20 protein-coding genes and 1 tRNA gene are annotated in these 22,135 nt (G+C 44.8%); 18 read left to right on the forward strand and 3 right to left on the reverse strand.

Annotated features, from left to right (window positions below):
* Window positions 1–43: 43 nt before the first annotated feature.
* Window positions 44–1,813 (reverse strand): hypothetical protein, encoded by a 1,770-nt coding sequence (locus COPRO5265_RS02290; RefSeq protein WP_012543526.1) that lies wholly within the window; start codon window positions 1,811–1,813, stop codon window positions 44–46.
* Between the two features lie 169 nt (window positions 1,814–1,982).
* Between COPRO5265_RS02290 and coaD the strand changes: the two genes are divergently transcribed.
* From coaD to COPRO5265_RS07355, 11 genes are all read left to right on the forward strand, one after another.
* Window positions 1,983–2,477 carry a pantetheine-phosphate adenylyltransferase gene (coaD, locus tag COPRO5265_RS02295; RefSeq protein WP_012543545.1) on the forward strand — a complete coding sequence of 165 codons (495 nt, stop codon included), beginning with the start codon at window positions 1,983–1,985 and terminating at the stop codon, window positions 2,475–2,477.
* Window positions 2,474–3,676, forward strand: a complete 1,203-nt coding sequence (locus COPRO5265_RS02300; RefSeq protein WP_012544269.1) for an acetate/propionate family kinase — start codon at window positions 2,474–2,476, stop codon at window positions 3,674–3,676. Before coaD ends, COPRO5265_RS02300 begins: the two co-directional genes overlap by 4 nt.
* A 128-nt stretch (window positions 3,677–3,804) precedes the next feature.
* A complete protein-coding gene (locus COPRO5265_RS02305) occupies window positions 3,805–4,161 on the forward strand; it encodes a YceD family protein (protein WP_012544120.1) in 357 nt (118 codons plus the stop codon).
* Window positions 4,162–4,164: 3 nt separating this feature from the next.
* The gene (gene rpmF / locus COPRO5265_RS02310) at window positions 4,165–4,356 is read left to right on the forward strand and encodes a 50S ribosomal protein L32 (protein WP_012544815.1); all 192 of its coding nucleotides are present in this window, start codon (window positions 4,165–4,167) and stop codon (window positions 4,354–4,356) included.
* A 6-nt stretch (window positions 4,357–4,362) separates the two neighbouring features.
* Window positions 4,363–5,358, forward strand: a complete 996-nt coding sequence (gene plsX, locus COPRO5265_RS02315; protein WP_012543972.1) for a phosphate acyltransferase PlsX — start codon at window positions 4,363–4,365, stop codon at window positions 5,356–5,358.
* Window positions 5,328–5,576: an acyl carrier protein gene (locus COPRO5265_RS02320; protein ID WP_012544871.1), complete on the forward strand. Its 249-nt coding sequence runs from the start codon at window positions 5,328–5,330 to the stop codon at window positions 5,574–5,576. The genes plsX and COPRO5265_RS02320 overlap by 31 nt, the downstream gene beginning before the upstream one ends.
* Window positions 5,573–6,349: a radical SAM protein gene (locus tag COPRO5265_RS02325; protein WP_012544110.1), complete on the forward strand. Its 777-nt coding sequence runs from the start codon at window positions 5,573–5,575 to the stop codon at window positions 6,347–6,349. The genes COPRO5265_RS02320 and COPRO5265_RS02325 overlap by 4 nt, the downstream gene beginning before the upstream one ends.
* Before the next feature lies 1 nt (window position 6,350).
* The gene (locus COPRO5265_RS02330; RefSeq protein WP_012544557.1) at window positions 6,351–7,220 is read left to right on the forward strand and encodes a nucleotide-binding protein; all 870 of its coding nucleotides are present in this window, start codon (window positions 6,351–6,353) and stop codon (window positions 7,218–7,220) included.
* Window positions 7,213–7,980 (forward strand): inositol monophosphatase family protein, encoded by a 768-nt coding sequence (locus tag COPRO5265_RS02335; RefSeq protein WP_143708089.1) that lies wholly within the window; start codon window positions 7,213–7,215, stop codon window positions 7,978–7,980. Before COPRO5265_RS02330 ends, COPRO5265_RS02335 begins: the two co-directional genes overlap by 8 nt.
* 259 nt (window positions 7,981–8,239) lie before the next feature.
* Window positions 8,240–8,314: transfer RNA gene (locus COPRO5265_RS02340), tRNA-Gln, on the forward strand.
* Window positions 8,315–8,332: 18 nt separating this feature from the next.
* Window positions 8,333–8,974: a DUF996 domain-containing protein gene (locus COPRO5265_RS07355; protein WP_158300392.1), complete on the forward strand. Its 642-nt coding sequence runs from the start codon at window positions 8,333–8,335 to the stop codon at window positions 8,972–8,974.
* 76 nt (window positions 8,975–9,050) lie between these two features.
* Here the strand turns inward: COPRO5265_RS07355 and COPRO5265_RS02350 are convergent, their stop codons facing one another.
* Complete coding sequence (locus tag COPRO5265_RS02350) at window positions 9,051–11,441, reverse strand: adenosylcobalamin-dependent ribonucleoside-diphosphate reductase (protein ID WP_012543465.1); 2,391 nt, start codon at window positions 11,439–11,441, stop codon at window positions 9,051–9,053.
* Window positions 11,442–11,447: 6 nt separating this feature from the next.
* Window positions 11,448–11,909 (reverse strand): GatB/YqeY domain-containing protein, encoded by a 462-nt coding sequence (locus COPRO5265_RS02355; RefSeq protein ID WP_012543722.1) that lies wholly within the window; start codon window positions 11,907–11,909, stop codon window positions 11,448–11,450.
* Window positions 11,910–11,993: 84 nt separating this feature from the next.
* Between COPRO5265_RS02355 and COPRO5265_RS02360 the strand changes: the two genes are divergently transcribed.
* The 7 genes from COPRO5265_RS02360 (at window position 11,994) to COPRO5265_RS02390 (ending at window position 22,101) form a co-directional block, all read left to right on the forward strand.
* Window positions 11,994–13,643 carry a nucleoside kinase gene (locus COPRO5265_RS02360; protein WP_236608239.1) on the forward strand — a complete coding sequence of 550 codons (1,650 nt, stop codon included), beginning with the start codon at window positions 11,994–11,996 and terminating at the stop codon, window positions 13,641–13,643.
* 183 nt (window positions 13,644–13,826) lie between these two features.
* A complete protein-coding gene (locus COPRO5265_RS02365) occupies window positions 13,827–14,441 on the forward strand; it encodes a redox-sensing transcriptional repressor Rex (RefSeq protein WP_012544200.1) in 615 nt (204 codons plus the stop codon).
* Window position 14,442: 1 nt separating this feature from the next.
* Window positions 14,443–14,976, forward strand: coding sequence for a ferredoxin domain-containing protein (locus tag COPRO5265_RS02370; protein ID WP_041735601.1), 534 nt, complete (start codon window positions 14,443–14,445; stop codon window positions 14,974–14,976).
* A 10-nt stretch (window positions 14,977–14,986) separates the two neighbouring features.
* Window positions 14,987–16,132, forward strand: coding sequence for a metallophosphoesterase family protein (locus tag COPRO5265_RS02375; RefSeq protein ID WP_012544328.1), 1,146 nt, complete (start codon window positions 14,987–14,989; stop codon window positions 16,130–16,132).
* Window positions 16,129–19,047: an AAA family ATPase gene (locus COPRO5265_RS02380; protein ID WP_012543640.1), complete on the forward strand. Its 2,919-nt coding sequence runs from the start codon at window positions 16,129–16,131 to the stop codon at window positions 19,045–19,047. Before COPRO5265_RS02375 ends, COPRO5265_RS02380 begins: the two co-directional genes overlap by 4 nt.
* Window positions 19,047–20,078 carry a hypothetical protein gene (locus COPRO5265_RS02385; RefSeq protein WP_236608244.1) on the forward strand — a complete coding sequence of 344 codons (1,032 nt, stop codon included), beginning with the start codon at window positions 19,047–19,049 and terminating at the stop codon, window positions 20,076–20,078. The genes COPRO5265_RS02380 and COPRO5265_RS02385 overlap by 1 nt, the downstream gene beginning before the upstream one ends.
* Window positions 20,068–22,101: an ATP-binding protein gene (locus COPRO5265_RS02390; RefSeq protein ID WP_012544553.1), complete on the forward strand. Its 2,034-nt coding sequence runs from the start codon at window positions 20,068–20,070 to the stop codon at window positions 22,099–22,101. Before COPRO5265_RS02385 ends, COPRO5265_RS02390 begins: the two co-directional genes overlap by 11 nt.
* Window positions 22,102–22,135 lie beyond the last annotated feature (34 nt).

Here is a 22,135-nt window from a genome sequence, read left to right on the forward strand (position 1 = left end):
CCAATTCGGTGGCTCCTTTTCATTTTTGTCTCTAGGTTTTTTGTTAGGGGAAGTTGTAAGTAATTAATCCTGAAGAGAGATCAACTTCTAAGTAGGTTATGAGTTCCACATTGCTAAAGGTGTTCACCAGCGGCACGTACAAGGTTTCATTTGCGCAAAAAGGAACTTCCACACTACTTCCAGAAGCGATTGTTTTGCGCAAGAGATTGTTTACTTCACTCGTCAAATCATTGTCTCCCAGAATGAGCACGTTTCCCGTGTGTTCTAAGTTGTCGATGTAATAAACCACGTATTTCCCGGCTGCATAACTTACAGAGACTACTTCACCAGGTAGCTTAAAGGAGTTTTCTACCCCTTTATGTGTAGCTGACATATCGAACATGAGTAGATCGCTATCCTCACCAGCATAGGCAACCAAAAGTTTTTGCTTGTCCGGTTGCATCAGAATGGCATTGGGTATCTTGTTTTGAAGAGCAATCGCTGAGCTTGAGGTTAGAGTTTGCAATGAGAGAAGGCGATCCAAGCTCGCCAAGGTAGTAAGTGTGCCTTGGGCATCTTCTTTGACGAGGTTGCGATCAGTGATCACGTAATATTCTGGTTGTTCGTGTTTTACGTTTCTGTATTCAATAGAATTGTCGGTCATATCTAGGAAAAACTGCAATGACCAATTGCATTGTGATGGCTGCTCTGGATATCGTTCGGCAAACTGCATGTTAACTGACCACAGTTTTGATGACATAGGTGTTACTTGAAACTGTAAGTCGCTTATTGTCCTTTGGGAGGAGTCCTGTTCGGTGCATGGAGAACCCATATTCTTATTAATGAGTGGCGTTACAAAGCCTTCGTCGTCAAATTGAAATGCTAGTCCCAGTGCTTGTATCCAAGCTAAGTGCTCCTGTGAGCGGCCCATGGTTATTCTATTCACCTTTGTGCTTTCATTGGTCTGCACAGTTACGTACAAGGCCTTTCCATCTGTGGGAGACCACCAGATATCTTGCACAGAACCAATGTACTGGGGGAGTTCATAAGCAATAGTCATGGATTGTGTTTCTTCATCATAGACATATACCCGGGTCAATGCACCTAGCTCGCTGGTAAAAGCTACTAAAGATTCTTTTTTAGAGCAGGAAAGGTTAGTAATGGTTGCCTTGGAGATATCTTTTGTCTCATGTGTGATAATGTCGTAAGCTTGCAGTCCATTTTCCTTCTGAGCATAGGAAAATGGGGAAAAGTAAATCTTGGAACCGTTTGCATTCAAACAAGCTCTACCGGTATTTGGAAATACTCTCTCAAGGCGGCCACTGGGTATGGACAAAAGGTATGTTCCCTGAACAGTACCCATCTCTCTCACAGAAGGCAAGGGGGATAAGCTAAAAAGCAAAACCTGGTTATCAGCACTTAAGTCCAGGCTGTACACCACTGACATGCCTTCGTAGTTGAGTATGGGATCAAACAAAGATTCTCCTTGAGTCTGCTCCAGCAAATAGATACGTCCTACGTTCGTAGCAATAGCTGCTTTTGCATTACCCTCGTACGCGTTTGCCGTGAACAAGGATGCATTCTCAATTAGCAATGTGGAAGTTTTTGCACGCAGATCTGTGGAAAACAGCTCACCACTTTTAGAAAGCTGTAGTAGTAAATTATCTGACCACCATACCGTGGATACCTTATCTGTTAAGGAAGCGACTTGCCTGAAATCTGTAAACGCAAGCGTGGGTTTGTTCTCTCTGCGCACAGCAAAAAAACATAGCCCGAATAATGCAACAACCAAAAGCGTACAAGCTAGAATCTTTTTGACACTGAAATTCTTCATTTATTCTATGTTACCTCATAATTAGAAAGATCGTTTAACACACAAACTCATTTCAGTGTGGAGCGTACTAAGTGTTGTGATAATCTTATATGTGGTGTGACAGTAGTCACTAAAAGGACACCATAATGTGTATCTACTACGGGAGCTTAAGTGAGGAGTTGAACGCAAAATGACGAAGGTAGTTTATCCTGGTACTTTTGACCCCATAACGAAAGGGCATTTGGATATACTTGTTAGAGCTGCACAGGTATTCGACCAAGTGACACTGCTTGTACTAAGTAATTTGCAGAAGAAGTCACTGTTTTCCTTGGAAGAACGCGTTAGGTTGGCTAAATCAGCCATAGAGGAAAGTAATGCTCCCAGCAACATTATCGTAGACAGCTATGAAGGGGTCACGGTTCATTATTTGGAAGAGCATGGTATAAGGCTCATAATAAGAGGTTTAAGAGCTGTTAGCGACTATGAGTACGAGATACAGCTATTCCTAGCCAATAAATACCTGAACAGCCAGGTGGAGACTGTTTTGATGCCTACTAGTTTACGTTATCAGTTTGTGTCTTCGAGTTTAGTAAAAGAAATGGTCAGTTTTGGCTTGGATGTTTCTGAATTTGTGACGCCAACTGTGGAAAGGGCGTTAAAAGAGAAATTGGAGGTGAAACAATGAAAATTCTGGTGCTTAACGCAGGAAGCAGTTCTCTGAAGTTTCAGCTTTTTGACATGGAAGATGAATCAGTAATGGCTAAAGGCATCGTTGAACGAATTGGTTTGGATAAACCCTTCCTCAGCTACTCCAAGGGTACGGACAAAATAAAGTTTGACAAAGAGGAACCTATTAATCACAAAGATGCTCTGCAGTGGGTTTTGAACACGCTCACCTCACATGAGTACGGCGTTATCACTACGTTACAGGAGATTGGTGCTGTGGGTCATAGGGTTGTTCATGGAGGAGAAGAATTTACAGGTTCTGTGCTAATTACCGAGGAAGTCATTGAAGCTTTGGAGAGAAATAAGAACCTGGCTCCACTGCATAATCCACCGAACCTCACAGGTATATACGCTACTAAAGCGGTTCTGCCAGAAGTTCCCATGGTTGGTGTTTTTGATACCGCATTTCATGCTACTATGCCTGAAAGGGCCTATCTTTACGCGCTTCCCATTGAACTTTATGAGAAATACAAAGTAAGACGCTATGGTTTCCATGGAACAAGTCACCGCTACGTTGCCATGGAAGCTGCAAGAAGGCTTGGTAAAACTCTATCTGAGCTACGTATTATTAGTGCCCACTTAGGTAATGGTGCTTCTGTTTGCGCTATTCAGGGTGGTAAATCCATTGATACTTCCATGGGTTTCACTCCATTGGAAGGGTTGGTTATGGGAACCCGTTCAGGGGATCTAGACCCTGCCATTCCCATTTGGATGATGCGTGAACTGGGCATGTCCTTTGATGAAGTGGATAACCTCTTGAATAAGAAGAGTGGCGTTTTTGGGTTAGTCCGGGGTAGAAGCTTTGATATGCGGGATATTGAAGATTGGATGGCAGCGGGTGATGAAGAAGCCAAGAAGGCCATGGAGGTTTACTGCTACCGTTTGAAGAAGTACATAGGTGGTTACGCTGCTGTCATGGGTGGGGTGGACGTGCTCATTTTCACAGCAGGTGTGGGCGAAAACTCACCTATTGTCCGTGAGATGGTTTGCGAAGGCTTGGAGTTTCTTGGCATAAAGTTGGACAAGGAGAAAAACAATTCTCGTGGAGATGCTATAATAAGCGCTGCAGATTCTAAAGTGGTGGTCATGTCCATCAAGACCAACGAAGAGCTCATGATCGCCCGTGATACTTACGAGATTGTGAGGGGATTGACATAGACGAAATAAGAACGATTGATCTAAATGCCGTAAGGCGCGAAAAGGGCTATAAAAAGCTGGATCTGTCTTTACTACAGGATAGCCTGCAACTCCCTTACGAGGTTAGAAACCTACAAGGAACCTTGGAGGTGGAACAGTGGGAGTTTGCAAAATTCGACCTTAGAGTAGACGGATCTGTGGATGTAAGAGTGCCTTGTGACCGTTGCGGTGAAATGTTCTGGCAGCACATAGAGCTTGGTAGTGAGGAAGTTTTCATTATTGGTCGTGAACCAGTGCCCACTGGAGAAGAAAAAAGACTTTCAGAAGAGGACATTTCAACTTTTTACACACCAAACGGCCAAGTGAATGTGATAGAATTGTTGAGCGAATACATCCTTAGCAGTTTACCGACAAAAGTTATCTGCAGGGATGAATGTCCTGGGCCTGTAGAGCTTCTTGGTGAGCTGCAGTTTGTTGAGTTCATATTGGATGAAGGAGGGAAATAATACATGGGTGCACCAAAGAAGAAACCAACACGGATGAAAAGAGATCAGAGAAGAGCTCATTTCAAAGCCACTGTACCGAACTTAATCGAGTGTCCGCATTGTCATGAGCTCATACCATCTCACACGGTTTGTCCTAACTGTGGATGGTATGGTGGGGAAGAAAAAATCAAGATTGAGAAGGAAGAGAAAGGCTAGTTAAAAATGAAAATCGCCCTGGATCTCATGGGCGCAGATCAACCTCCGGGCGTTTTGCTGGAAGGTGTGTACCGTTACGCCCATGACCATCGTGATGAGGATGAGCTTCTCGTTTTGGTTTCGAAAGGTGAGGTAGTAAGGGATTCCAGTAGCGTCAGAGTAGTTTATTGTGACGAAGTAGTGAAGCAAGAGGACGAACCTACGGTGGTGCTAAGAAAACGAAACAGTAGTATGTGCAAGGGCTTAGAAATGGTTGCTAGCGGCGAGGTAGAAGGCCTTATAAGCTTCGGCAATACCGGAGCTTTGGTCATTGGTGGCGTTGCTTATGTCAAAAGACTGGAGGCTCATATTAGGCCAGCCATTTGTGTCGCCATGCCTTCTGTGCAGGGTTCCACATGGGTATTCGTAGATGCGGGAGCAAATGCTGATGTGGACCCTGCTGATCTTTTAGATTTTGCTGCCTATGGTTGTGCCTACTATAAATCTTTGGAAGGACATGATGCTGAATCTGTTGCCCTTCTTAACGTTGGAAAGGAAAGACATAAGGGTTCGAAATTGATTCAGGAAGCAGCTAAACTTATGACTGATGTGCCTGAATTTGTTGGTTTTGTGGAACCAGATCAGCTCCTTTTACCAGCTGTGAATGTGGTAGTAACGTGGGGACTTCTCGGCAATGTCTTTCTTAAAACTGCTGAGGGTGTACTGGAAGTGGTGAAACACACACTGAAGGACATTAGTCAGAAGGGCCTCAAAGAGAAAATCGGTTTGGGCTTAGTAAAAGGGAGTTTATACCAAACGTTTAAGAAATTTGATTATCGAACCTATGGTGTCAGTCCTATTTTGGGTTTGAAAGGTAATGTGTTAAAGGGACATGGTAAAAGTGACCCTGAGGCGGTATATAATGCTCTGCGTACTGGTAAATTACTTATGGAACGAAATACCATTGGCGCAGTGAAGGAGGAACTAGTAAGGTGGAGAGAGAAAAGATCTTCCAGGAGCTAAAGAACATCCTAAAAGATACTGTTACTGTTGAAGAGGAAGAGATCACCATGGAGTCAGATCTGGTGAATGACCTTAACTTGGATAGTTTGGATTTAGTAGACCTTGCTCTTAGTGTGGAGCAGGTTTTTGGATTTGAATTCAGTGATGAGCAGTTGCAACAGATAAAAACGGTTAAGGATGTAGTGGATATAATAGAATCAAATCTTTATACTAAATGAGGATTTATCCTGTTTTCCTTTCTCACGCTGGATGCAGACAACGATGTGTGTTTTGTAACCAGAGGGCGGCTGAGCGCATTAAGCCATGGAAGGAAAGCATTGAAGAAGCCTTTCATTACATCCAAAAAAGTAATCTGGTTTATGACGAAATAGCTTTCTATGGCGGTACGCCAACTAGCTCGGAAAACCTTTTGAAGGACATACTTCAGCCCTTTCAGACTTTTCTAAAGATCGGAAAGATAAAGGGCATAAGAATTTCTACTCGACCAGACGAAATAAACGAAAGCATAATCCAGATACTCGTTGATTACGGCGTAAGCACGGTAGAGATTGGAGTAGAGAGCTTTTCAGATGAGGTTCTACGTTTGTCTAAGCGGGGTCATACGGAGGAAGATGTAAAACGGGCGCATGAGCTGTTAAAAGGACGTTTTCGGGAAGTCTTTCAACTCATGGTCGGGCTACCGGGTGAAACTGACCGCCACAGAGAGGAGACCATTTCCAAGACGGTTTCCCTTAAACCATGGGGGGTAAGGTATTTCCCAACATTGGTTCTTCGCGGGACTGAGCTGCAGAAAATGTACGAGAGCGGTACTTACCAGCCCTTGTCCATGGAAGAAGCACTTTACTGGTCTCGCAGAGCATATGAGAGTTTCATGGCTGCTGGCATAGCGGTTTTGCAGATAGGCCTTCATAGCTCCGAATTCCTGTCAGAGGAATTGGTGGCAGGTCCTTACTGCGGTAACTTTGGAGAATTGGTTAGGGGTGTGATGTAAAATGGGCCTTTTAGATGGTTTTAAAGCGTTTTTTCATCAAACTGTACTGAAGATGCAGGGAAAAGCTCTTACTCCCGAGCAGGAGGAAGAGCTGCTTTCAAAACTAATCATGGCTGATTTTAGTCTGAAGAAGGCTCAAGCACTTTTGGAACAGATTAAGGAGAAAGGCAACAACGTAGATGTCATAAGAGAAGTTCTCTTGAGTGAAGCTCCACCTTTTGAGCCTCTCAGAGATACCAGCGTGCCTTCAGTATTCTTTATCATAGGTGTGAACGGTGTAGGAAAAACTACCACAGTAGCAAAGTTAGCACACATGTACGCAAAACAAGGAAAGAACGTTGTCGTTGTGGGTGCAGACACCTTCAGAGCTGCTGCACAAGATCAATTGAGCACGTTAGTGAATCGCATGCCTGTTACATATGTGGGTGGGGAACGTGGTTCGGACAGCGGTTCCATTCTTTACAAGGCCCTTTTAGAGAACCCGCAGGCGTCTGTTTTTTTGGTTGACACAGCTGGGCGAATTCACACTTCCAGGGCCTTAATTGATGAGTTGAGCAAACTTATCAAAGTTGGCAAGAAGTTTTCTGAGGAATTCCCTCAGGAAGTGCTACTTGTATTGGATGGTACGCAAGGGATTCAGGGTTACCGTCAGGCCATGTCGTTTGTCCAGGGTACGCCCATAACGGGTTTAGTACTAACGAAAATGGATAGTACGGCAAAGGGTGGAATGATCTTTTCGATTTGGGATGAGCTAAAAATCCCTGTTAAACTGGTTTGTTTCGGTCAGCAGCTTGATGACATTGATTTCTACAGCCCACAAAGGGTTGTCGATGCCATCCTTGGGAATAACGGCGGTGGTAATAATGACTGAGCAATCAGTGGAAACTGTCATGCTTAGAGCTGTTAATCTGGCGCTTGACGAAATAGGGGAGTACTGGTGCAGTGCAGTCTCATGGGAACCTAAAGGTGTGGATGATCGCGTAACGTTTCTGGATAAACAGATTGAGAAGAAACTACAGAGTTTTCTGCAAGGATACAGCAGTTACGGTTTCATGGGTGAAGAATACGGTGTGAAGAGTCGCGGGGAACGTTTGTGGGTGTTGGACCCCATAGATGGTACCGTGAATTTTACTGTCCGTCTGCCCATGGTTGCTGTCTCTTTGGCACTCATGGAAGGGGACAAGGCCGTTTTAGGGGCAGTGGGGGAAGCAGTTAGCAAGCGTATCTATTGGTCTGATGGTAAACATCTTTTTTTGGATAATGCCGTGGTAAGTAACAGTAGAAAGGTTAGTACTTTGGAGGAAGCATTTGTGGGTTTGGGGACGCCCCGAAAAGACGATCCCTTTGCTGCTGGTTATGGTAAGTTTTTGTCAGCGGTCCAAAAAAAAGCAATGCGTTTAAGGATGCTGGGCTCGGCTGCACTGGGTTTGACCTACGTCGCTTCAGGTGCGTTGGACGCATTTCTTCTACCACGTTTTGAACTGTGGGACGTGGCAGCTGGAAGGTTGTTGGTGGAAGTATCTGGTGGCAGCTACTGGCAGGAAGGTCCAAATAGTATTCTCATTGCAGCGCGCAATGAAGCCCTTCTGGAAGACCTTAAACAAATTTGGTATGGTGTGAACTCCTTATAACCAATAATACTGCTATTTGTTGACCTGATTGGTTTTAGCTGACAACCTTTTTTGTGCTTCAAGCGCGATTATTTGGTGATTGCATGCTAAGTATCATCTGCATTGATGCCGTGGTTGGTTTTCCTGATCGCATGGTTCTGACATTGTCATTTGTTAATCTACCTGATTTACAATGGTTATTGGGAACACTATCCTGTAACGTGGTTTGAAGAAAAGCCTCTGTCATGATAAAATAATTCTGTTGTTTGGTTACACGTGTTGGGGGATCGTCTAATGGGCAGGACGCAGGACTTTGGATCCTGTAGTGGTGGTTCGAGTCCACCTCCCCCAGCCATTATAGGGGGTGATGGGGTTGGGTAAAAGCATTTCCAAAGCAAGAACATTGGGTGAAATTGGTTCTATTCTGTACGTGATCAGTTTGGTCATTCCGAACGCCATTCTCTTAATTGGTGGTGTGGTACTGCTTCTGCTGTCGGTTCTGGACATCGTTAGGGACACGGAGTATAAAGGTTCTGGAAACTCATTTATTATCGCCATGATCCTGGACATAGTGTGGCTTTACGTTGCTGCGTTTGCAGTAGCACTAACGCTGGGAGCTTATAAGGCTTATGTTGAAAGGCCTGGCGCTGACTGTATGGGCCCCATGTGCGACCGCCTGTTTCCCAATCCCTTTGGACCGGGAGGGGCCGGAAGAACTGTTGTCATGGCAGCATTAGGGGCGGCCATTATTGCGTACGTTATTAACATAATTACGGGCATACTTTATAGAAACATTTACAAGAATGTGGGCAAAATAACTGGTGTTTCATACTTTGAACGATCGGCTAATTGGATTTTCTGGGGAAGGATTCTCAGCATTGTCCTTGTGGGACTGGTAGTGGATCTTGTTGGCAGGGTCATGCTAGCAATTAGCTTTTTCCATCTACCGGATTTCTTACCAAGTAATGAAGAAGAGGCTCAGTCAATACAAGAAAAGGATTCTGGACCTGAGTAGATTTTTCCCAGCGTTTTTGCGTAGTAGCATAAGCCATTAAGAAAAAGGGCCCCTTACGGGGGCCCTTTTTCTTACGCTATCCGCACTTGCTATAGCCGCAATTGGGGCACATGAGGCAGCCTTCGGCGCTTACCATGGGTGTGCCGCATACCGGGCACAGTGTTACGCCCATGCTATTTAGGAGTTCTTGGACACGCTCATCGCCGTAAACTGCTTTCATGGTGTCTATTTGTTCTTTATCGAGCTTAGGTGGAGCTGTGGTTTTTTTACTAGCATTTGTCTCTTCCAAAGTCAATGAAAAAGAAGTTGCACTCTTCAAGCCATTTCCCAAAATATTCAGTCCTTTACTGACGGCTTCTTTTAATGCAAGAGCAATACCGTGGGCAGTGCTTCTTAGGCCTTCAGGGGAGAGCTTGTAGCTTACTGGATCTACCGGTTGCACCAATTGGTCCACGATTTCGTCCAGTGGAATACCGTACTGCAGGGCAATGGAGACAAGTCTTGCTACGGCTTCAATTTCAGCTGGTGCTACTGATCCACTGGCATTTGTGAATACCTCTATGGGACGGCCGTTTTCGTCCACATTTACGGTAACGTATAACGTACCTGTGCCTGTTCTGAATTTCTTCGTGAAACCTGTAAGCACCTCTGGTCGTTTCGGGAATATCCTCTTTGGTCTTGGTTCTTGAGTTTCTTCTGATGAACGTTCTTTGGGCGAAGTTGATGGCACGTTAAGTACCTGCAGTTCTAGTGACTTATCTCTGTATACGGTAATGGACTTCGTTCCTAGTTCATAGGCCAGGAGATAGATGTTTTCTATGTCTTCAACAGTGGACTGGTAAGGAAGATTCACCGTCTTAGAAATGGAGCTGTCTATGTTCTCCTGCCATGCTGCTTGCATGCGCACATGCCATTCTGGAGCGACTTCCATGGCAGTGGGAAAAGCATTTCTTATGTCCTCTGGCAGATCTTCTAAATCCCGCAGTTTACCCTCGTTTTCTATGATTCTTTGAACCAATTCTTCGCTGTACAGCTCGCGTTCCTTTAGTACATCCAGCAACGTGGGTTGGACTTCGTGGAAGGTACCTGCTGTGATTTTCCTTTCAAAAGCCAAAGCAAAGTAAGGTTCAATACCACTGTTTACGTTTGCTAGTATAGATAATGTTCCTGTGGGAGCTATGGTGGTTACGGCAGCGTTTCTCATGGGAATGCCGAGCTCTTTCCACTTACTTTGATCATAAAACTCAAACACTCCGCGTTCCTGGGCAAGCTCCTGGGAAGCCAGGTGGGATTTCTCCTTTAAGAATGCTCCCACTTTTCTTGCTTCTTCTAGAGCTTCCTCGGAATCGTATGGTATGCCAAGTAAAGACAAAGCATCAGCCCACCCCATCACGCCTAAACCAATTCTTCTTGCTTTTTTTGCATAATCCTCGAGTTCGGGTATGGGGTAGTCGTTAGCTTCAATGACGTTATCCAAGAAGCGTACTGCCAATCTTATGGTTCGCTGGAATTTCTCCCAGTCCCACTGGTAACCGCTGTCTGTTTTCTTCAGCATGTGTTTGAGGTTTATGGAGCCCAAATTGCAAGAACCGTAAGGCGGCAAAGGCTGTTCACCGCACGGGTTGGTAGCTTCAATGCGGCCATCATCTAGGTAGTCCAATTGATTAATGCGGTCGATGAAGATAATGCCTGGGTCTCCTGTGCGCCAGGCATTCTCAGCTATTTTGTGCATTACTTCACGTGCATTGAGCTCTCCCACTACTTCTCCAGTATGGGGTGCCACGAGCTTAAACGTAGTATCTTCCTTGTAAGCTTGAACAAACTCTTCTGTAACAGCTACAGAGATATTGAAATTATGGAGTGGACCTTGGCCACTGGTGTTCTCCTTCTTGGCGTCGATGAATTCCAAGATGTCTGGATGGTGAACGTTTAGAACACCCATCTGTGCTCCGCGCCTCTTACCTCCCTGTGCCACCACATCTACCATGACATCGTAAATGTGCATAAAAGACACAGGTCCAGAGGATTTTCCACCACTACTCTTAACGAGAGAGCCTTTTGGTCTTAAACGGCTAAAGGCATAACCTACACCGCCACCTGCTTGCATTATTTTTGCAGCATCCCATAGGGTCTTAAAAATACCGTCGATGCTGTCTTCTATGGGGAGTACTATGCATGCTGACATAAATCGTCTGCCTCTGTACTTGGGATCTTTAGGCAAACCTGCATGAAACAACGTAGGGGTATTTGGTAAAAAGTCGCGTTTCCAAAGTATGTCGAAGAAGTCCTGTTCCACGGATGAGATTTGTTCAGATGTGGCGCCCCAAACAGTCTCAATCTGTGCCAGTCCATGTGCTACACGGTGCATAAGCTGTTCAGGGGTTTCCACGATGTTGCCGTTTTCGTCTCTGAGAAGATATCTTTGTTCTAGGACTCTTAATGCTGTTTCGCTCCACTCCAATTCCATGGCTTCTTACCCTCCACCAAAAAGTTTTTCCAATTCTTCGTCCAGAATACTGCCCACTGTGTTGCCATCAGCTTTTCCCTTTAGCTCCTGCATCAATGAGCCCATAATCTTACCTCGCTCCTTCATGCTTTTTGGCTGTAGTTTTTCTATGTGGTTTCTTACTACCTGCCTAATTTCTTCCTCTGACATCAAAGGCGGCAAATAGCTCTCTAAAACGGAAAGCTCTGCCTTTTCCTGTTCTAAAAGGTCTGTTCTGCCTGCTTTCTGGTACATCTCAATGGCTTCTCTACGTTTTTTAACTTCTTGTTTGATTACCTGCAGCACATCGTTGTCATCTGCTTCTCCCATTTTCTGCACTTCCAGGTTTTTTGTGCCAGTCACCACAGACCGTACTACTTCCAATTTAACGCTATCTTTGGCCTTCATGGCATTCTTTAGGTCTTCTTGTAATTTTTCCTTTAGGGACATGATATGTTAATGCGCCTCCTTTTGCTGGAGTTGTAATATAATCGTAACACCAATAAGGAAGTATGTATGTGAAGACCAAATAATGTGGAAAGAGGAGAAAATGCTGTGACGCATTACCTTTCAGTGGAGGGGCTCTTTAAGCTGGAGGTCACTCATGGAGGACCTTTCTGGGAAGCAATAAAGGCTAAACAAGATTGCTTAACACTGCTGGAGAAAGAAGAGGCTGTTGCCATTCATGTGGGTGAGGACATTCTCCCATTGCAAGCTCCAGTACTCAGCGATGGAGCACTAAGACTTGTAAGAAGGGGAACTGTACTGGGTCAACGCATTGCTGAGCGATCCTCCATGTTCGTAGTTGGAATGGCGGCGTACAGACTGTTTGGTAAAAAGTACATGGAGGTTAAGTACTCCTATGGTTCAGGAATCTTTTGCAGCATGGATGAGCCCCTAAAGGATGAGGAAATAAAAGCGCTGAAACAGGAAGTGCAAAAACTTATTGAGGAAGACATACCCATAAAGTGGTCTGTTGTAAATGTTGGCGCGGAAATCCCCAGTTCAATGTTTGTTAGGGGTGTTAAGAGTTTAACAAAATACCGAAATGTAAAACATCAATTATTCTACGGTGAGGATTATGGAGAGGTTTCTTGGCTTCCGCTTTTGCCCAGTACGGGCATGGTCAAGGGCATAAACCTTATAAACTATGCACCTGGCTTCGTAGTAGTTCCAGAAGATAGGCAGTTCGAGGAAATACCAAAACTGTTTCAAGCGTTCTTTGAATACGATCAATGGCTCAAGGTGCTTGGGATAAGCGATGTGGGCGACATAAATGCTTTAACTCAGGGTCGTGAGATTACGGAGCTTATTAAGGTAGCAGAGGCACTGCACGAGAAGAGAGTTTCCTACATCGCAGACGAGATTAAAAAGAAAGAAGCGAAGCTAATTCTTGTTGCTGGTCCTTCATCTTCCGGAAAGACAAGTTTTTCTCATAGGTTGGCAGTTCAGCTCCGAGTGAATGGATTAAGGCCAATCAATATGGGGACCGACGATTACTTTTTGCCTAGGGAATTGACGCCTCGCGATGAAGCCGGTAATTATGACTTTGATTCACTGGAGGCAGTTGATTTGGAAACTTTGGTGCAGGATATCAACCAGCTTCTGAATGGTGAAGAAATAGAAGTTAAAAAGTATGACTTTGTGCGAGGGGCACGAATTACACAGGAAAAAAAGCTCAAACTTCCTGAAAACGGAGTGCTCATTTTGGAGGGCATCCATGCTCTTAATCCGCGCACCACTCAGGGTGTGCCTGCTCATGTGAAATACAAGGTTTACGTGAGTGCATTGGCGCATCTTAACTTGGACGAAGTAAACCGCACTTACACGACTGATGCTCGGCTCATCCGTCGCATGGTCAGAGACAGTTTTTACAGAGCTTACTTAGCAGAAGAAACGCTTCGTCAATGGCCCTCAGTTAGACGTGGAGAAGATAAGTACATTTTCCCTTATCAACAGGAAGCTGATGCATTCTTTAACAGCGCTTTGCCTTATGAGCTTCTCGTGCTTAAACCCTTTGCTGACCCGCTGCTTTCTCAAATTCCAGAAACGGTCAAGGAATACCCTGATGCGTGGAGACTTAAAACATTGCTGAGTTACTTTGAAACATGTCCCTCTGCCTACGTTCCCAGCACCTCCATATTGCGTGAGTTCATAGGTGGCAGCGCGTTTGATGTTTATTAAGCGTTGAACATGCATACAGCTGCCATAATGAGTGTGTTTCCTCTATAATTGAATTAGAGCCATATGGCACGGTAACAGTGCCTAACAGTGTAAGTTTTCATATGTGCGTGTTTGTGGGTTTTGATGTGAATTGTGTGCATGATTTGTATGCCCTCAAGGTGGGCGGAGGAGGTTGATGCTGATATGATACCGTGGGTGGTGCTTGAAAGACTTTACCTGTACTATTCATATGTGGAATCACTACCACCTGAAATAAACTGGGTGTCCTCGCAGATGCTTGGTGAAGCATTAGGGATTTCACCAGACTTAGTAAGAAAGGATATGACTTACTGCGACATAAAGGGCAAGCCTCGTCAGGGTTACCCCGTGCAAGAGTTAAAAAGCTACTTACGAAAACTGTTGAAGTTGGACGTTAACGTTAAGTCCGTAATTGTTGGTGCAGGCAGACTAGGATCAGCTCTGGCTAACTATGATGGACTAAGGAAAAACAATATGCAAGTGCTGGCGCTATTTGATGTGGATCCCGAAAAGGTAGGAAAAAATCTGGGTGATATTCCCATACTTGCTCTTTCAGAGCTAGAAGGCTTTGTAAAGGAGAAGCATGTACAGTGTGGTGTAATCACAGTTCCTGCTAACAGCGCTCAGCAGGTCTGTGATCTCTTGGTTAGTGCCGGGGTAAGAGCTATTTGGAATTTTGCTCCTGCAGCTTTGAAAGTGCCTCACCATGTCCAGTTAAGGAATGAAAATATTGTGCAAGGTTTTGTACTCCTTAGAATACGAATGCTGGAGGTGAACTGAGGTGGACCGCGCAGACATTGTTAAGGAAGGCTTACATTTGGCAGGAGTACTTGCCTCTCAGAAGATGCTAACGGCACCTAAGGCGCTGGGTCGGGATAGCATCGATGTCAAGCTTATCGAAGACAGAGAAACATTAAGTACCATCTTGGATGAAGCGAAGAAGTTTCAAGATAAGTGGCCATTCTACAGTAGGGACGCAAAGACTTTGGAAGATAAGGATTTTATCCTGCTTCTGGCTTACGCAGAAGACAAGAAGCCAGCGAACCTAAATTGCGGTTTGTGTAAGATGGATTGCGACAGTGCTCGTCAAGGGAAAACCTTCTGTGTGTTTTCTGCCTTGGATTTGGGGATTGGCTTAGGGGTGGCAGTGGATGTGTTTAACGATTTTGGTGTGGACAACAGGATTCAGTGGACTTTGGGTGAAGCATGCAAGAGTTTGGGTTTATGCCCTGAAGGCAGCGTTGCCATAGCCGTTCCCATGCATGTGAGCAGCAAGAATGTGTTCTTTGATAGATTTTGGTGGGACAGGAAGTGAATGAGAAAAAATGCGGGTTTTGGTGACAGGTGATTGGCATTTAGGGGCTGTGACCTGGAGAAGAAAGCCACAGGATAGAACTCCAGAAATTCAAGCTTGTTTAAATGAAATATTAGATTTTCTTAGTCAAGAGCGAGTGGATTTAATTGCCGTTACTGGTGATTTTACTCATTATTGGGTTCCCTTAGAGGGTGAGAAACAGCGTTGGCTCATGGATTACCTTTATGCCTTGTCTGAACACGCACCCGTAGTTGGTGTTTTAGGAAACCATGATTGGCGTGGTTTGGTCAGCTTTGATAAGTTTGCGCGTAAAAAAGATGTTTACATCGTTGATAAATTTGGCCAATTGGAACTGAACTTAAATGGCACTAAGGTGTGCATAGTGATTTTGCCTTACTTTGATGCAAGAAAAGTGCTCCAGCCTTATCAAAAACTAACCAGTAATGGCGTGAAGGATACTGCGAAGCAAGTTGTATTGAATGATTTATCTCCTCGCTCATGCTCTTGGGATGCTAATTACAGAATACTAATAACACATGGTGTGGTAGAAGGGCTTGCTTATTCGGAACTGGGTGGTAATGATGTGCCCATACCCAAAAGTGCGCTGTCACAGTTTGATTTCGCCTTACTGGGACACATTCACAATGCTCAAGTGATAAAGGATGATTCCACAGGCAGAATTGTGGGATGTTACCCAGGCGGTGTGGCCAAGTTAGATTTTGGTGAAATGGGAAGTACGCAAGGCTTTTGGATTGTTGACTTAAGCCCTAAAGGCCCAGACTGCAAGCTTATTCAGTTTTCTTCACAGAAACCTCTGAAACGTGTGGAAGTCGCAGGACCGGTCACACCTGAAGTGCGTGAAGAAATCATGAGAACCAACGGTTATGTTAAAGCGGTGCTTAAAGAAGGCGATCTGGTCACCGTTCAAAAGCTGTATGACTTAGAGCCGGTGGTCGTAGTGGAACTCAAGAGTGCCGTAAGTAGTGGAAATGAAGGATCAACGGGTGAAGGAGAAAGCAAGGTTAGGTTTTCCTCTTTGGAAGAGGCCTATGGTTTGTATTTGAACCATTATCCAGAACTGGCAGAGGACAAGCGAGATGAACTTCTTAGGAGATTCTCTTCTTACTTGAGGAAAGCTAAGGAGAATAAGTCATGAAACCAAAAAAGCTCGAAGTTACTAATTTTCTGGGCCTGAAAAATCTTTCACTAGAGTTTCCAGAGCAGGGTGTATTTGTCATAACAGGACCTAACGGCTCTGGGAAATCATCCATTTTGGAAGCCATGTATTTTGCGCTTTATGGTAAGACAATGAGGCTTCCTGGTGATGTCAAAAACACCGCTGTCATAAACAGGAATGCTCAGCACAGTTCCGATAATCCGGCCAGGGCTGTTGTGAGTTTCACCTTTGTGCAGCAAGGCAAAGAATATCTGGTACGTCGCGAGCTGGTGAGAGGCGTTCATAAGAAAGATGATGTAAGTCATAATGCTTGGTTATACGACCTTAGCGGCCATGCCGGGCTTGTTCCTGAAACAGGTGTAGTTAAGGTAAACAACAAGGTTGAAGATATTCTGGGCTTGACGCCAGAGGTTTTTGCGGCAACGGTGTTCTTGGGTCAAGGTAAAATAACAGAACTTGTAGAGGCAAAACCAGATAAAAGACGTAAGATCTTTGATGCCATTTTGGAAACCGATCATTTAGTTAAAATGCAAGAACTTGTGCGCGGAGATCTTAGGGAACTGCAAACTAAAGTAAAGGCCCTTCTGGAACGTAAGGAGATTTTGGAACAAGGCCCTTCTGCCAAGGATTTGGAAAAGGAACTTCAAGACGTGGAAGAGAACATGAAGCAGGTTATTGAAAGGGTGCAGGTTTTTGAACAGGCTGCAAAAGAACTAGAAGAAGTGCAGAGAATCAAAGGAGATATGGAAAACACCGAGGCCGACATAGCGGCTTTAAGAAGTGAAATAGAAAAGCTTAAGGAAGCAGCTGAACGAGATACGAGAATAAGACTTATAAAAGAGCTCAGGTCAAAATATGCTGAGCTGGAGCAGTGGCAAATCCAGCTTGAGGAATTAACGAAGAACAAGGATAAGCTGGGAAAGGACTTGTCGAACTGGTCCGAAAGGATAAATGAGCTTAAACTAAGAGTTGTGCAGATCGAAGGACAGTTAAACAGTCTTGAAGATGATGTGCATTTATCTAAAGAGAAGGAAATCCTGGCTCAAAGCTTGGAGGATTTGAAAGCACTCCGCAGTTATTTAGAAGAAGCTTGGAATGCAATTGTTCAATGCCGCTTGACTAGCGAAGAAGTTCTCCAGCTAGTCCTCGAGGAAAGAAAACTCAAGTCTGAAATCAACAAATTGGAGCATTTTGTTGAAGTGGTTTCTTCGTCTGATGGGCTAATAAACAGTTATTTCAGTGCGAAGCAGAATATGGAAAAGGTGGAGAAAGAGAAACAGGAAGTTGAAAAAGAGCTATTCATACTGGAACAGTCCCAAGCGACCCTAAAAGAGCGTATATCCATTCTAAGTCAGGATTATCCCAACTTGGAACAGGACTTTTTGGTGAGCCGTCTAGCTGAACCTCTTCATGTTGGTGATACGTGCCCAGTCTGTGGCAGCGAAATTACCAAGCTTAGGGAGATTCCCTTGCCTGAGGACGTGCTTATGGAATTTAGCCAGCTGGAGATGGAGCGGTATCACCTGGAGCAGCAGCAGAGAATTATCAATGAAAGAAAAGCCAAACTTGACAAAGAGGAGATTGAGCTCCGTGAGGTCATTAAAGAATGTGAATCGCGGCTCGATCTGGCAGTTTTGGAAAAGATGGGAAGCGTGAAATCGTTTGATGCTTTTCAGATGTGGTTGTCTGCTCAGCGTGAAGCGTTACTGGAACGTAATCAGCGCGTGAGCCAACTTGAGGAGCAGATACAGTCTAAGAGAGACAGGTTAAAGAGTACATATTGCAGTACTTTGAAGCGGCTTTGCAATCAGAAGGAAATAAAAGAAGCCTTACTAAAAGGAAGCGTGGAAGAACAACTTTCACAAGCTGATCAAGGCATCGCGGAGATGGAAAGACGTAAGAAAGAGCTTGAAGCCTTTTCTCAGCAGGTAAGGGAGCAGCGACAGGATCTCATGCTTGCTTTGGCTGAAACCAATGTTGAACTTAGAAAAACTCAGGAGAGAGAAGAAGATATCAGAAATACTTTGCAGGAGACTATCCACCGCATGAAACAGCTTTCTGGCCAAGTCAGCACCTTATTAAGTGAGCTGAAAGAAGAACTTTCTAGAGCTCATATTAGCTATGAGGACTATGAGCTTCTGAAAAGCGAGCAGGAGAGCGGAGCTGCTGATCAGCTAAGGGCCTTAAAAGGTAAATTGGACGTACTTGAAAAGAGGTTGGAAGAACAGCGGAAGAAGTACTTGTCTTTGCTGGAGAACCGCGACGTAGCTAGTGAAGAGCTGCCAGTTCAGCTCGAACAAGCTAAGAGTGAATACGAAGTTCTTCTCGGTGAGCGAGGTCGCCTACAAGCTTCCATTGAACAAGCTTTGCAGAAAGAGGCCGAGTTGAACCAAGTAGAAGTGCAGCTTGATGCGTTGGAGAAGGAATTAAACATACTCAGCCGTCTCTCGGATGATTTGAAAGCGGACCGCTTTCCTGATTTTTACCGTGGGGAAATGATGAATGAAATTGTCTCCTCAGCTTCCAGCCTTTTGTGGGAAATGAGCGGTGGTCAGTTTAATCTGACCTTTGACTCAGATTCTTTCCGTTTCGACGTAGTGTTTGATGATGGACTTAGCTCTGACATAAGCAGTTTAAGCGGTGGTGAAAAGGTTTTGGTAGCTCTGTCTCTGGCGTTTGCAATAAGTCAACATTTTGCTGGGTCTCTGGAATCCATTTTTCTGGACGAAGGCTTAGCTTGGCTTGATAAGGAGAACAATACAAAGCTGGCACAGTATCTTCAGAATTTGGAAGACGGTGCCATTTTGGTTGGTATCGTCACTCATTCTGAGGAATTTGCTATAAACTTCCAAAGGCGGCTTTACGTGAATGGGGGGAAAGCCCAGTGGCTTTAATGTTTAAGAAGGAAACAGTAACCATGTTCAAAATGCTCTCTTTGCATCAAGGTGTGGAGAGGTCTTATTACGACAGCGAATTTGCCATGTGGGATAATTTACCGCCTTTGCCTGAAGACTTCTCAGGCCTGAACGTGGTATCTTGCACACCAGTCTTGCAAGGCGAAGAAGTACTAACCCGCCTAAGTGTGGAACAGATGAACAGGCCCATCGTCATTGTAGATGGTGTGCAAAGGCTGATGAGGCGAAAGCTTCAGAAAGACGGAAACTGGGTTTATTTGGTGGGTCTGGCTGCCGGCGCTGTGGAGGTGTGGCCCAAAGCTGATCTGCTGTTACCCACCTTAAGAAGGGAATTGGTACTTTTCGTACCTGAAGGGCTACTTGAGATGCCTTTTGAAGACGAGTATTACAATATTCCTTTTAGGTCAGTTGCTTACAATCCCAGGGATGAGAGAAGACCCTTGAACACCATAGTCAGTGAAAAGCGTTCTGCCTTGGAATTGTCGGCTTTGAATCAAGCGGTAAGCGAGTTGGGTGGGAAAGGCATCTTACTCAGGGATGGTCCTTTGAAGTTCGGGGATCCATTGACACGGGCAAATGGACCGGTAGGGTTAGTGAAGACTTTGGAGCCTCGTAGTAATGTGGACATTTTTACCAACTTTGTGAAGAAATTGGATCTTGGGCAGGTAAGCTGTCTATTGGAAATGGAAGATAGGAATGATACTGAAGAAATAGGTAAAAGGCGGTATTTCTCCTATTTACGGATCATGGATGTGGGCGATCCTTTTTCTTTGGAGGGTATAGTCCGTCTTGACATGGTTGGGCAGGAAGGTAGTGGTGAGGAGCTTGCAAAAACTGCCTTTATGGCAGCTGAAACAGTTTTTTCCTTATCCCGAGTAGGACCTTATTCACGTTCTCCTTACAATTTGATGACAGTGGACTGGTTGGAGAAGCACTTGAGGGCCTTGTTACCAGATCCTTCGGTAGTAAGTATTGAGGTAGCCAGGGAGGTGAACAAACTTGGCGGATAACATTATCGGCATCGTTTCGGGCATTGAGAAAAACACACCTACGGAGTTTTATGTGAACTTGTTTTCAGAGGATGGTAAAAGCATAAGGGTTCGCATTGGCGACGTGGTTCGTGTAAGTGTGTTTTACAACGACCAGGAAGTTATTTACTACGGTACCGTTTACGACATCCTTAGTAGGTGGGATAATGATGTGGATTCTGGATTCAAAGAGAAGGCGGTTTTTGAACAGGTAGTTCCCGGCAACAGGTTTTATATGGCAGCTGTGGCAGTTACTAGAGCCTTTTACAAAGGGCGTGAGGTTTTTGATGAACCGCTGTCAGTACCTGCCCCTGGCACGCCTGCTTTCTTGGTAACCGAGAAAGAAGAAGTTGAAAAAGCCTTGCGTTTTGATGAACTGAAAAGGCGTAAATCCCACTTACCGGTTGGAGTCATGATAAATGGACAACCTGCTTACATAGATTTGGGCTTTGTACTGGGTGAGAACGGGGCACACATAAATATAAGCGGTCAGTCAGGTGTTGCTGCAAAGACCAGCTATGCCACATTCCTCATGGCAGCCATGTTGCAGCGTGGGCAAGGAGAAGACAGGTATGCTAGTGCTCTTCGGGAAGGACGTTACATTGTGTTCAACATGAAAGGGGAGAGTTTGTTCTTCCTTGACTGTGACAGCGAGGACTGGCTAAAGGCTGACGAGGCAGACAGGCAAATGTGGAGTTCCATGTACGCAGCCATGGGACTTGATCCTGAATGGAAATTCCCTTTGGATAACATCCTTTACTGCGGAATCCCTAAAGGCGTTACCGCCAGGTTACTCGAAGAACCAGACATTAAGTCCAGAAGTGACGCTGGAGATAATTTACGCGTTTATGGGTGGGATTTCATAGATGTTATTCGATACCGCCTTTTAGAACTGGCGCTGGACCAGGAAGAAATGTCCATGAGTCAAAACATGCAGCTTCTACTTTTCAGTGTGCAGGAGAAAATGGAGGAACTTTTGGAACGTCTTGTCTTTGATGTGGATGCAGTTGTGACGGAGTTTACAAGAAAAGGTACCATTGGTAATAGAACTGTTGGAAGAGCTGGAGATAAGAGAGATATTTTTATCAGAGCCTTGCAAAATATCAAATGCAGTATTCCAGACAATGTCTACGAAAGAGTTCGCCTTGTACTGTACGCCTGCAATGAAGGACCTGAGCAGATTCTTGGTAGTTATGGTATTCCTCAAACTGTTGATGATTTAACCGACTACTTAAGAGGCGCTGTTTTAGGCGACAAAGCGGAAGTTTCTGAAGGTCAAGAGGGTGCGTTAAAGGAATGGAGCAAAGCCATCACTGAAAACGAAGTGGGTAGTGCCACTGTGTTTGCTTTTATAAGGCGGCTAAAACTGGCGAAAAAGGAAGGCTTGTCAAAGCTGTGGAGAGCTTTTCCTCATACCCTACAAGGGGAGGTTACCGAAGCTCCCAGTTTTAACTACAGCGTTGGAAGTGCATGGGACAGAAAAGGAGGCATCACAGTCATCGATCTGTCGAAACTTCATTCCTCCATGCAAGCATTTGTAGTGGGAGCAGTATTAAGGCAGGTTTTGGAGGCGAAAATGGCTCATCCAAAAGCCACAGAGGAGCCCGTTTTCATTTTCCTTGATGAACTGAACAAATATGCGCCGAGAACAGAAGGCGGAGCCATGGTAAAGCTGTTTAGGGACGTGGCAGAAAGAGGCCGTTCTTTTGGCGTAATCTTAGTAGGTGCAGAGCAAACTGCATCTCAGGTGGATTTTCGCGTAGTTACGCAGAGTTCTACCACTGTCGTTGGCCACCAAAAGGCAGCAGAGCTTAGCCACGACGAATACAAGCATTTATTACCACGGCAGCGAGAGATGGCTTCTTCGGTGGGCCCTGGTGTAGTATTTGTTGATCAGCCGTTTCTAAGGGTGCCCATCATGGTAAAGTTTCCTATGACCAGATGGTCTACGAAAGAAACCAAGGTTACGACGCAAGGGTTTGGCTTAACTGACATTTTTGGATAACACGCTGTAGAAAGAGAGCATGTAGGAGAAACCT

Source organism: Coprothermobacter proteolyticus DSM 5265, from assembly GCF_000020945.1.
GTDB lineage: Bacteria > Coprothermobacterota > Coprothermobacteria > Coprothermobacterales > Coprothermobacteraceae > Coprothermobacter > Coprothermobacter proteolyticus.